Genomic DNA, 11844 nt, shown 5'->3' on the forward strand with positions numbered 1-11844 from the left:
AATAAGTTGAAAACGCATGCTCACTAAATTTAACACCTGCCCTAAATAGTTCGCTTGCTCAGTTAAGAAAGGAGCAAACATGTAACCTTGTTGTGCAAGGTTACATGTGCAATGAGTCGCTTAGTTTACAGCGTCAATACCAAAAGTATCAGGGCAATTCCCCTGCCCGTTACCAACTACGCCTGGCGCAGACAATAGGTCTTTCATTTTATCTGTGTCAGTAACGTCTTTGGGTAATGCAATTTGTAGCTCAGTTAAAATACCTTGTTTACATTGCAGTGCTACGCGGTAATAACTACCTTCACCAAACTCTTTATCAAACGCGGCTTGAAAGGCACTACGGTCAGTTTGCTTGCCAATGTTTTGATCAATATAGTCACTCACAAAGCCCGACTCATTCACCTGCTGCAATAAATTCATCGCCAACGTAAAGTAATTATCCTCACTTAATCCAGAGCAAGTACCATGTTTCCACCACTCGTGTCGTTGCAAACAAGTACCGCTGGCTTCACTGGGCATCACCTTGCCTAATCTCGCTCTAACATCGGCTGCCAAATCCAGCGCTGGATAATCACAGAATGTAGCGGGCTTGGTTTTCACTCGGCCACAGCTACCGTAGTTTCTGCCACATGACTTTTTGTTAGGCCAATAACCGTGCAAAGTAAAATGAGACGCATCCCATCGATTTGGTGTCAATGACTTACACTCAGGTTTATTACGACCGGTAAACTCACAAAATGCTGGTTGCCAACTAATGGCCAATACATGTGAGTCAAAAATACCCGGGTAATGACACTGTGGATCGCCACCTTGACGCCCCCCTCCTCGGCTATCTACGACTAATTTACTTAAATCTCCACAACTGGCCGACACCCAGCGATCAGGTGAAGGGTTATATGTTGTCTTCACTCTTACCCAATTTACTTGATGCGCCTCTTGGGCATCGACTTCAATAATAGGGTACGTTTCTCCTGGACTTGATTCCAGTGAACCGGGGTTGGTTCCTTTACGCTTAGACTGGTACATATCACATGACTGGCTTGCGATAAAACTCCCTTTGGCAGGAGTAGCAGCGACATAATGTGAGGTTAGCCCTAAGGCCAATGCGGTGGATATAATCGTCATTTTCATTTAAGTAGCTCTCATTTATATTCAGTCTACGGCTTTGGGTTGATCGCCTAGCGCCCTAATTTAGGATTGTATTGCGCTCTATTCACCAATTAAGATGGTTATAAAGTCGTGAAAATATTTGTCATTTCCCTAGCTATAAGCGAGTTCTAGATTTATTTAGTGGCAAGGGTTCAAAATTGCTTACAGCCTCCATAATGTAATTAATACAAGCTAGCGCTGAAATTAGGAGCAGTCTCAAAACCAGTAAATTCACATTAAATAAACCTTTAGTTACAAAAGATAGCAAAGCAACCTAGATAAAAGAATTACAACTCATTACAGTTATTCAGCTGCATCGTGACCCTTTATTAAATTCAGCTTTCGGTAGCATATAGCGCCGTGCACCCTGACCATTTGTAGCCGTATGTGGTAAACTCAAGCTGTTAAATTTTTTAGCTGTAATCGAGCGACGGACTCCAAGTCGCGACCCATAAATATAAGGAAATAAAATGAATGTTGAACATGTAATTCCAGAGGAGCACCAAGCACTATTGGAGGTTTGGGAAAACTCAGTTCGCGCGACACATGACTTCATCACAGAAGACGACATCGCATTTTTTAAGCCCATCATACTAGAGCAAGCTTTTCCAAACGTGACATTACACTGTGTGAAAGACAGACGTGGTGCTATTCAGGGGTTTATTGGTGTCCATGAAGGTAAAGTTGAAATGCTATTTGTTTTGGACAAAGCGAGAGGGCAAGGTATCGGCACAGCTTTGCTCATGTATGCCATTGAACAGCTGGGGGCGACTCAAGTGGATGTTAATGAACAAAACCCGTTGGCTGTTGGCTTTTATCAGCATTTAGGTTTTAACATTATATCGCGCTCACCAACCGATGATATGGGCAAACCATTCCCAATTTTACACATGAAAAGAGAACCCGCAGCCAAGCTCCCCCCTATTTGCTAAGAACAGTGTTTGGAGTCATACGCTTTGAGCACTTCCCTACACCTACTGCTATAAAGCTTCCAGTAAGACTATTTGTGATAATACCTTGTCGTCACGCTTGTGATTTTGAGTCGACATGTAGGCAAGGCAAAAATTTTGCTATTTAGTTGAGTTGCTCTAAATAAGAAACTTTTAACGCAGTTAGCGTCAGATTAGCTCCTTCAAATTGAGCAAGTATTAAGGCTAATCGGCTTTGGACAGTGCATATTCAAAAAAGTACATATTGCCGTTTGCACAGCCTTGCTCTGAAAACCCTTGCTTTTTTAATAAATGAACAGAAACAAAGTTTGATTTGTCTACACCCGCAATGAGCTTGTGCCAAGAGCCTATTGTATTTGCGGTATGAATAAAGCCTTGAAGTAATTCACTGGCATAACCTTTACCCCAATGCTGCTGTGCTATCACATAACCAATATGCGTGTTAATTTCATTTTCAGTATTAGCGAACAAAAATCCAATGGTTTCTTTATCTTTTAACGTAATTTGCAACAAACGACTTTCAGAACACATCCTAGTTAACCATTGTTCAGCCTTACTTGCCGAGTCAATATGATGAAAATAAGCAGGCAGGTGTGTTACTACATCAGCGGTCAAAATATAGGGTATCTTTGCTATCAGCTGTTGTATTTGCGCTGTTGAAGCCGAATTGTCAATCTCATTAACTTCTAGCCGCATAGTTTGAAATGATAGTGTCATCACATCCTCGTTTTTTTGCTTGTTCGCTCGATTGTTGAAAAAGTACTATTGCGGTTGAGTGATTACTGAATCAAAATTGCAGGGTCATTCGCTTAAATACACTTCATTAAAATGAGGGTTTTTAGTTATAGCCTCTAATCTGTTTACTAGCTCTAAACATACCAATAGCGGCTCATTTCCTACATGTAGTTTTATACACTCTTCACCAGCCGTGTTTCTCGCAGTATCAATGGCTTGACCTTCTATCACTTCTCCCGTCTTCAACGTCAGTTTTACCATGTAATTAAATACACAAACCATTTCTATATAATCATGTTTGTCGCAGCTGATCATCTCTTTTACTCACCCCATTAGCCGACCAAAGTATATATTAATCAATGATAATATACCGTCCTATTGGCGACTTTATTGCAATAACTTTTAGCGTTTTATTGCATGATTTTCAGACACACAAAAAGCGACTATCGCAGTTAGTACCAAGCTTACTCAGACAACCTTAGCATGAACAAGTTGAGGTTGCTTCAGCGTTATTACCGTAACAGTTCATAAACGTGCTATTAAAAAATCTTTGATCTTAACTTTCCCCCTCAGCGTATTGCCGAAAAACTAACCACCCAACGGAGATGACCGTGAATATCATTGTAAAGCTCGCTCTTGTGGCTTCGTTTAGCACACTCGTGGCATGTTCTAGTGACGATGACCCTGTTATAACGCCCGCACCAGAACCTACCGAAACTTCAATCTATGACGCTGCAAAAGCAGCAGGCTCATTTACTACATTAGTAGCAGCATTAGAAGCAACAGGCCTTGATGCGACACTAGACAATACTGATAATAAATACACGGTGTTTGCACCAACCGACGCCGCTTTTGACGTGCTCGGAGCGGAAACCATCAACGGTTTACTGGCAGATACTGACACGCTAAGCGGCATTTTGACGTATCATGTGATAGGCGCAGAGGTGAATGCTGAAGCTGCACTGTCGCTGGCCGGCCAAACAGCTGAAACTGTAAATGGTGCCAAAATAGCGCTCTCGCTCAGCGGGGATACGTTATTAGTGAATACAGCAACGGTTACGCAAACAGACATAATAACCGATAACGGGATTATTCACGTGATTGATGCCGTACTAATGCCACCAGCTGACATAGCATCAACTCAAAATATTGCTGAGATTGCTACCAATGCGGGAACTTTCACAACTTTACTTAAAGCAGTTGAAACCGCAGGGCTGACCAGTGCACTCACCGGCTCTGACCCGCTTACTGTTTTTGCACCAACAGACGCAGCATTTGCAGCCCTTGGCACAGATACGATAAACACGCTGTTGGCAAATCCAGAGGTGCTTGGTGATATTTTAAAGCAGCATATCCTCCCTGGCAGTGTTGATTCAGTCACGGCAATGTCACTTAACGGCGAGCGTGCAACAACACTGTTAAACAACCAGCTACTTGTAACCATAGACGCTGCTAGTGATACGCTCAAATATGCAGGTGTAACCGTTACGCAAACAGACATCAAGGCGTCAAACGGTGTGATCCATGTATTGGACGCCGTTGTGGTCGCAGATATTGCTGTTCCAGAGTCTCTTGGATTGATCCCCGTAGTTGCACAAAACGCAGGGTCGTTCAACACACTGGTAAGCTTACTTGGCACTACAGGACTGGATCAGACGCTTGCGGATCCCACCACTAAGTTTACTGTATTCGCACCAACAGATGCAGCGTTTGCGGCACTTGGGCAGGAAACTCTGGATGCGCTCGCCGCAGATCCACAAAAGCTTTCTGATATCTTGTTATATCACGTCGTAACTGGACAAAGTATTATGTCTGATGCAGCGGCTGCCGTAGCCTCCTCGGACACTAATATGGTAACCATGGCTAATTCAGATAACGCGGCGTTGAGCACCGTAAACAGCAAGCTATTCATTGATGACGCTGTTATAAGAACGGCCAATGTCAGTGCTGATAATGGTGTTATACACGTATTAGATAAAGTCATCATGCCACCTGCTGATAAAACACAAGCCACCAAAACGATAGTAGATGTTGCAGTGGAAACTGACACTTTATCTACGCTTGTGACTGCGCTAACGGCTGCCGATCTCGTCGATACGCTATCTGACACCAGCAAAACATTCACGGTATTTGCACCAACCAACCGTGCCTTTGAGAAGATCCCAGCAACCACTTTAAACGCACTGCTTGCAGATGTGCCAGCACTTACGAACGTACTTACACAGCACGTTCTAGGGATTGAAGCGTCGGCAACCACGGCGTTAAAACTAAATGGTAAACAAGTGGAAACGCTAGCAGGTAACATGCTCGATATTAATGTGGTCGACTTTGCAGGTTCAGCAAACACAGCATCAGATGCAGTTGCCTACGACATCAGCGGGCAAAGACTAGTTGCGGGTAAAGCACTAAACAAAGCAGGCTTCACTTTGTATGTTTTCGACAATGACCTAACCGCAGATCAAAGTCAGTGTAACGACAGCTGTGCCACGTCTTGGCCACCGGTCATCGCCAACGAGGCACAAATAAGCAACATCCCAGGACTATCTTTGATTCCTAGGCAAGACGGCACTATGCAAGCAGCGTATTTAGGCCGTCCGCTGTACTTTTTTAGTGGTGACACCGAGCAAGGTCAAAACAATGGTAATGGAGTGAACAATATTTGGTGGCAAGTCACACTTCCTACGTCTGGTTTGCAGACAGAAGGTAGCAACGTTACCCAAAAAGACATATACACCGCCAATGGCGTGGTGCATTTAATCGATACGGTTATAACCAACGTAGATTAAGCAAGTTAAGTATTATTTCCTGACGACCTTAGGTACGGCATCAGCCGTACCTTTTTTGTGAGGCAGCCTTCACTTTCCTCGACGCGCGTGTCATATCATTTACCTTAATAAAGCGGTCAAATTTGAGGCGAGAAAATCTCATCTATAACACCGCCACAGCATCCAGCTATAGCCAAAGTAACTACACCCCACGTAGGCAGACAAAATTTTGCTATTTTGTTGCTCTAAATAAGAAATCTATAACGAAGTGAGCGTCAGGTTTACTCCTTTCAATTGAACAAGTATTGATGCTAATTGATATCACAGTCATACACACCCAACTTTGCCTTGCTCTGTTACAAGCATCTAATGCACATGGGCTTTTGTAGATTTGTATAAAAAGTGCTATTGACCTAATGAACTAAGGATTAGTTTTAAATTGGATTTATAAGGGAATTAGTAAAGATTAGTGTGTTTTAAGGACTATCAATAAGACTTACACTACAAACGTCATAATTGGAGTTTGCAGTGACTTACAAATTTATAGTAGAAAGTGTACTAAATATACAATAAATATCTAAAACAATATGATGTGGTGGTAAAAAATTAGTAACCCAAAAGGAAAAGTCAAAAACATAACGATTCATTTGTATTGATCAACTTGACGCGCTTCGTGCCACTACAAACGACTTCAAGACATGAATCTGAAAGCCTGCTGGGTGGCGCCTTCGCTTAACCTACCTTTGATGTAGGTCGGCATAAGGCGCGCAGCGCCGCCATCCGACAGAAATTATGAATTTGCTCAGAAACAATGTGACTTACCGCGTTACCCTAAACACTCTTTATAGCTTTAGTCATTTCTAAAATTTCAGGGCCATGCAAACCCAGAGTATTACGATTAAGGTTAGCAGCCTTCATGTTTTCAATATGCCTAAGCCAAGTCTTATGGTGATGCCATTTCTTTTTATAACACTAATTCTAGATTCTTTTGTTTTAATTTTCGTCCAGTTATCATGCTCAGAGTCGATATAGCGATGATAAAGGTAAGAAACGAGAAAAGTAGCACCGATAGTTGTAAGCTGCTCCCCCCTTCAAACGGAAAAGTATTTAGTCACCATCACTTTCTCCAACTCAAGAGCTTCAATTATTATTTATCCACGCTATCCATAATTCTTTTAAGTAGCTTTTCTTGCTTTCCTTCCAACACATCAATAAGCTGCTTCGAGAGTTCAGTTATATTTTTTATCATCTTTTTATCTGCTCCATAAGCTTTCCAATGAACTGGCAAAACAAATGGTTCAAATCTACTTTTACCATCCACATCTTCTACGTAAAGGACATAGCCATTTTCAAATGGGTCATCACCACTATGAGCCGCAAGATTATGCCTCATTCTTCGTAACTCATCATGAACAACAATGTATTGCTTAGGTACAAGCTTCCTATTTAACTAAACTCCATGTCGCCCTTTTGTATCGGCGAAACACTTCCAGTAAGTCGTGAGCATTGACACAAATAAACTGTGCAGGATTGGGTTATTTTCAGGTGGTTGAACCTTTCTATCAAGCAAAGTCATAGCAATGTTTCCCCAACTCAACACACTTGCCAAATCAGCAATGATCAACTTATGGCCAATATAGCTTTGAGATAATCTATCACCTAGGAGTCGGGTTTTAAGAAGTTTTCTACGGTACGTCACTTTGTGAACTAACTGCCCTTTATCAGAATCAAAGAAAGCTTTAACCTCAAAACCTCCAATTTTTTCGTAGTACACTGAAACTCTCCTTTGGTGCTTACAAATTACTCCCATAGCCCGCACGATTATTAGTTTCCCGCACTTGCTAAAACCTGCTTATATTCGTCAAACATTTCTTTGAAATTAAATGCCGATTCAGGATGGCTCAGCATGTACACCTCATTAAGCCCTGACTTTGAGCTAAGGTGAAGTTCTCCATACTGAACAACAGGAATTTGATAGTTGTCTGTATAACGTTTATCTCTGCTGCCATCTTTATTTGACATTGCCCAAGTATGATCAACTACTTCAGCATCACTAGGTACGGATTCACTTTCTATAAAATTTGTCAGAGTAAATTCTACATCAACGTCAAGTAAATCAATCAGAGCGAAGTCATCGCCGCTATCGACAAAGAGAAACTGAGGAAAAATATGCAAATCACCACCGTTAGCATTTTCTAAATGGAGTGCTTTGTAGTCACATTGTATTTTGCTGTTGCTTGTTCTCTTTAAACTGATCTCTTTGCGCTCAATGACATTGTTTGCAACCGTTCTTTCTGCAACACGATCTATCGACTGCGATGTTGTAATATCCCATACTTTCTTTATGTTAAGAACCTCTGAGAACCTATCATCAAGAGTACCAAAAGCGGCTTCAAGCTGGTCAGTCAGCTCAACTTCAAGCCCCAACGTGTGATTTTCATAATCTTGTTCTTTTTTCCTTAGAACCTCGCTAGTTTTTGCTATGGCTTGTTTTTTTGATTCGATCTTACTTTGAAAAAAAAGTTTTAGAGGAAACCAATTAATCCACGAAAGCTCCGACTCCTGTTTTTTAAGCTGTTCGTTTGTGGCTTTGATTTCACTTTCGAGTTTACTCTTTCTACTCTCAATTTCAGTGAGAGTAGATTTGAGCTCATTCAAACTCTGTGATGACAACCTTCCTACTGCTTTGCTTTTGAAGTAAATCTTATCGAAATTATTCATACCTTTCCTATGAAATTACCTTGATGCTCACGCTAGCACTTTAGCTGTTACTAGTTCATTATTCGCGATTCCAATCTCTTTAGCACTGGCGACCCCGAAACAAAAGATTAGGTTCTCGACTTTTACTAAATTAAAAACTCGTAAATAGTTGCTAAACCTGTTGTTTCGCTATCTATTTTGAAGCCTATTCACTATCCATCTATAACTGCATGGTTTTAGCTCAACTAGACCAACCTCTCGCCTTTTAGCGTTAAGCGTATCAAGTTGCTCAAGAAACTGGTCATAGACCTTTTGATACCTCACCACCCTATGCGTGCGTAGGTATTCATTGATTAGGTCATGCACTTCTTGAGGCAATTGCTTGGTGCGATTACCTTTGGCTTTATGCCTGGGCATCAGGGAACAAAGATGACACCCACTGTTACCTACTCACCAAGTTATGGTAGTCTCTCGTTAGAATTACAAAGAATTATTCATTACTCGTATCAAAAGTGCTTAAGAAAATAAGGTTCTTGCTGGCATTTAAGTACCTCCTGACACTAAAGCCAGTGTGTCGCACACCATAAAGGTACTGTGGTTAACGCAGCTTGAGGGTTATCGCTAAAGAATCTATTTGGTTAAGCCAGCAAATGTTCACAATTTGCTAGATTTGTGCGCCTTCGTCTTTTAAGGGTTTCACAATAAGCGGTGAGTACTCGCTCTCGACCAACAGCATCATGGAAAGGCAGCTAACGCTTTAATATCTATTAAACACGTTCAACTCTAAAACTGTAACAACCATAGGCTGCATATCTTGCAATTACAAAGCTGACCTTTTTATTGGTTAAAAATCCCTCAAGATCTGTTTCTGCATGTTCTGGTGATGTCAATTTTGCGTCTAATATACGCTCGTTTTCACAGTATGCTTTTAATACAAATGTGTGACCTAAATAATCGGTTGCTGACCCATTTGGCAATGGCAGTTTATTAACATCAAATTCCTGACTATTTGAGTTAGCCAACACAAAAATGGGCCCATACTCTTTATACGGGCCTGTTTTAGTGAAAGGACAATAACTGGCCAATATTAGTTTCTCACCAGCCTTTGCACCACGAAGCACATCTCGACATGGTTCACCACCTTTAGCTTCCAATACTTCTACAGGCTGGTTTTGATCGTCTATACCTACATTTCTAACTTTATCTAAGAAATCCGATCTTACAGGTACTATTTTATACTTCATTTGACTCCCTCAATGGCTGACATTTTTATCGACGAAAAATGTCGCATAACAATAGCGTATTCCCCGCCGCATAACAACGGCTACTCATACACCCACTCTATTACTGTCAACCATAACAATAACTTAATCAGGTGTCATCAAATCAGAAAAGTAAAAGTGTGTCGACTATCGCACAACCATGATACATGAAAAACACCCAGAAATATAAATATGCACAAGCAAATTGATCAAAGTGGGACTTATTATGGGCGCTCTTCTTTAGCCATGTGCCAAGCCCCCATGACTAGACAAAAATATGCTAAATATACTACTCATATTGCCTAAGCTGAATAACTGAAATCATTGGGGAGCAGTTAATGAATTGATCCAAGTCTGCACATCATAAAACTTGAGTATATCTCTTTAAAGGTTTCTAAGATAACCTAGTTCGTCATGCCTTTTGCATAAGGGTCTGCTATTTGAGCTCAAATCCTATATTGAATTGGTTGGACTCACAGGCCAATGTATTCGGGCCGATAAATATGGCTATATCAACGAAGCACAACCCATACACTCTCGATTAAATATAGAGCCAGAAACTGGATAAAACTTACTACGCAATTTTCACGGTGCAGTTGGCCGATAGCGAACAACAACCACTTACTGCGAAGCACTTCAAAAGCGGCGGCGAACGAATCTAACAAACTGCGAGCGCCTGCTGGCTTAGCAAAACTCACATCCTCCATTCTAGAATTTTCTTACTGTTGCATTCGCAGCGCGTTTTCGTAACTCTGTTGGAAAGCGCCCACGACTTTTCCAATCTACGGGAACACGCTAATAAAGTGTTATTGATCTAACGAGCACAGAATGAGTGTTTTATTTGATTTAGTTTTTAAATTTAAAAAGATAGGAATTAGTATGTTTTAGTATACTTTTGAGTGCTATTAATAAGACTTACACTTCAAACAACAATGAGGAAATTTGGGTGGCAGTCTTACCAGCCACATCCCGGCACACAAGTCATCCGCTGTGGCTGCTTCCTTCCGGACCTGACCAGGTTCACGAACTATTGTTGCGAGAGGACCAATAAGACTACCATTGAGGGCCTTGTTTGGCGCGGTTTGCATTATCTCGAAGATTACAAAAGGATGCAAGGGAAAAGTCAAAAAGCGTGGTTAACTGAGTGATGTTTAAACAGTTATCCACGCTTTTATGTTTGTTAAGAGGATATTTGATTATTTGTTCAACGCGCTTTTGATTTCTTCCAAGCGCTTTTTCACTTTTTTCATATTTTCTGGACCCATTCGTAAAAACTGCTTTTGCGCAGCCGACAGCTGCTCCCATTCTGCGTAGGCATATTTATAGGTCACCGACTCTTTAATGAGCGGTAAGGCAGTATCCGGAATAGGTGTTGCAAGTAGCTCGTCGATGGCATCCGCTAAGGTGCCATTAAACTCATTCCCTTCATAGCCAATTTCTTCGTATGCTTCTTCAAACAATGGTTTGTATTGGTCATATAATCTTACAACCTGTGCTGTGCTCATCGTGTCAAACATTGCAACGTAAGGGGTGTAACGCTCATAACTATTTGGATCTGTGATAATTATATCGTCATCTATCACACTAAAGTTATCTTGTGGTTTTACTACTGGTGAATGTTTTTCTGCAATTTTTCCTTTAGCTAAATTATCCACATACACCACAGTGCGACGAATTACATCATCATCAGCTAATAACTTGACCGCTTGATTTGACATAAAATTAGCAACGGCTGCTTTTATTTCTGTATCGCTTTGTGATAACGACGGTAAAACTGGTGCTTCAGGCTCCGCGATTGCGGTGGGTGCAGGTGTTTCTGGCTCACGAGTGTCTGGTATTTCGCGCTCAGCCTCGGGCTCTACCAACACTTCTGGTTCGACTTCTGTTGCAGTATTCACAACTGACGTTTGTGCTGGTTCTGGTACCACAATATCCTGTTTAACCTTTTGATTTTCCGATGGCGGAGTATCTTTTTGTGCGAGCACAAAAACAGCCACAATAATTAATGCTAGTACAACTACTGCGGCAAACAGTAATTGGCTGTTAGAAGGTTTTTTGTTGCCTTCTCGATGATTCTCTGACATGGGGACTCCCTCTTCGTCATTGTTGATACGCGTTAATGTAAAACTATCACCAAATACTTGACTAATAACTTAATGCGCGCTGAAACCCTAAAAAAATGCGTTGTGGTGCAAACTCTGACTACACCTTGTTCAAACATTTGATCTTAATAAAAATACTTGAGCACCGAACTTAAGTTCAGTACATTGAAGTTAAACTAAA

10 protein-coding genes, 1 other RNA gene and 1 pseudogene are annotated in these 11844 nt (G+C 41.2%); 3 read left to right on the forward strand and 9 right to left on the reverse strand.

Annotated elements, in window-relative coordinates; translation table 11 throughout:
• Positions 1–120: 120 nt before the first annotated feature.
• Complete coding sequence (locus tag J8Z24_RS10580) at positions 121–1131, reverse strand: ribonuclease T2 family protein (protein ID WP_252094650.1); 1011 nt, start codon at positions 1129–1131, stop codon at positions 121–123.
• A gap of 488 nt (positions 1132–1619) precedes the next feature.
• On the opposite strand from J8Z24_RS10580, the gene J8Z24_RS10585 reads away from it, so the two are divergent.
• Positions 1620–2081 carry a GNAT family N-acetyltransferase gene (locus J8Z24_RS10585; RefSeq protein WP_125253081.1) on the forward strand — a complete coding sequence of 154 codons (462 nt, stop codon included), beginning with the start codon at positions 1620–1622 and terminating at the stop codon, positions 2079–2081.
• A gap of 222 nt (positions 2082–2303) precedes the next feature.
• Here the strand turns inward: J8Z24_RS10585 and J8Z24_RS10590 are convergent, their stop codons facing one another.
• Both J8Z24_RS10590 and J8Z24_RS10595 read right to left on the reverse strand, forming a co-directional pair.
• Entirely contained in the window at positions 2304–2816 is a 513-nt protein-coding gene (locus J8Z24_RS10590; RefSeq protein ID WP_176032695.1) for a GNAT family N-acetyltransferase, read from the reverse strand.
• 84 nt (positions 2817–2900) lie between these two features.
• Complete coding sequence (locus J8Z24_RS10595; RefSeq protein ID WP_125253083.1) at positions 2901–3149, reverse strand: Rho-binding antiterminator; 249 nt, start codon at positions 3147–3149, stop codon at positions 2901–2903.
• A 296-nt stretch (positions 3150–3445) separates the two neighbouring features.
• Between J8Z24_RS10595 and J8Z24_RS10600 the strand changes: the two genes are divergently transcribed.
• On the forward strand, positions 3446–5620 hold the full coding sequence (locus J8Z24_RS10600) for a fasciclin domain-containing protein (RefSeq protein WP_502934629.1): 2175 nt from the start codon (positions 3446–3448) through the stop codon (positions 5618–5620).
• 1126 nt (positions 5621–6746) lie between these two features.
• Here the strand turns inward: J8Z24_RS10600 and J8Z24_RS10605 are convergent.
• From J8Z24_RS10605 to J8Z24_RS10625, 4 genes are all read right to left on the reverse strand, one after another.
• Positions 6747–6992, reverse strand: coding sequence for a hypothetical protein (locus J8Z24_RS10605; protein ID WP_252094652.1), 246 nt, complete (start codon positions 6990–6992; stop codon positions 6747–6749).
• Between the two features lie 57 nt (positions 6993–7049).
• Complete coding sequence (locus J8Z24_RS10610; protein ID WP_252094653.1) at positions 7050–7373, reverse strand: hypothetical protein; 324 nt, start codon at positions 7371–7373, stop codon at positions 7050–7052.
• 50 nt (positions 7374–7423) lie between these two features.
• A complete protein-coding gene (locus J8Z24_RS10615; RefSeq protein WP_252094654.1) occupies positions 7424–8320 on the reverse strand; it encodes a hypothetical protein in 897 nt (298 codons plus the stop codon).
• Between the two features lie 746 nt (positions 8321–9066).
• On the reverse strand, positions 9067–9543 hold the full coding sequence (locus tag J8Z24_RS10625) for a DUF1203 domain-containing protein (protein ID WP_176032697.1): 477 nt from the start codon (positions 9541–9543) through the stop codon (positions 9067–9069).
• A 445-nt stretch (positions 9544–9988) separates the two neighbouring features.
• On the opposite strand from J8Z24_RS10625, the pseudogene J8Z24_RS21895 reads away from it, so the two are divergent.
• Positions 9989–10249, forward strand: a pseudogene (locus J8Z24_RS21895) (transposase); the annotation flags it as partial.
• 265 nt (positions 10250–10514) lie between these two features.
• Here J8Z24_RS21895 and ffs read toward each other — a convergent pair.
• Both ffs and J8Z24_RS10635 read right to left on the reverse strand, forming a co-directional pair.
• Positions 10515–10611, reverse strand: an RNA gene (ffs, locus tag J8Z24_RS10630) — signal recognition particle sRNA small type.
• Positions 10612–10757: 146 nt separating this feature from the next.
• On the reverse strand, positions 10758–11645 hold the full coding sequence (locus J8Z24_RS10635; RefSeq protein ID WP_252094655.1) for a DUF3014 domain-containing protein: 888 nt from the start codon (positions 11643–11645) through the stop codon (positions 10758–10760).
• Positions 11646–11844 lie beyond the last annotated feature (199 nt).

The sequence above is a fragment of the Pseudoalteromonas sp. SCSIO 43201 genome, from assembly GCF_023716725.1.
Classification (GTDB): domain Bacteria; phylum Pseudomonadota; class Gammaproteobacteria; order Enterobacterales; family Alteromonadaceae; genus Pseudoalteromonas; species Pseudoalteromonas peptidolytica.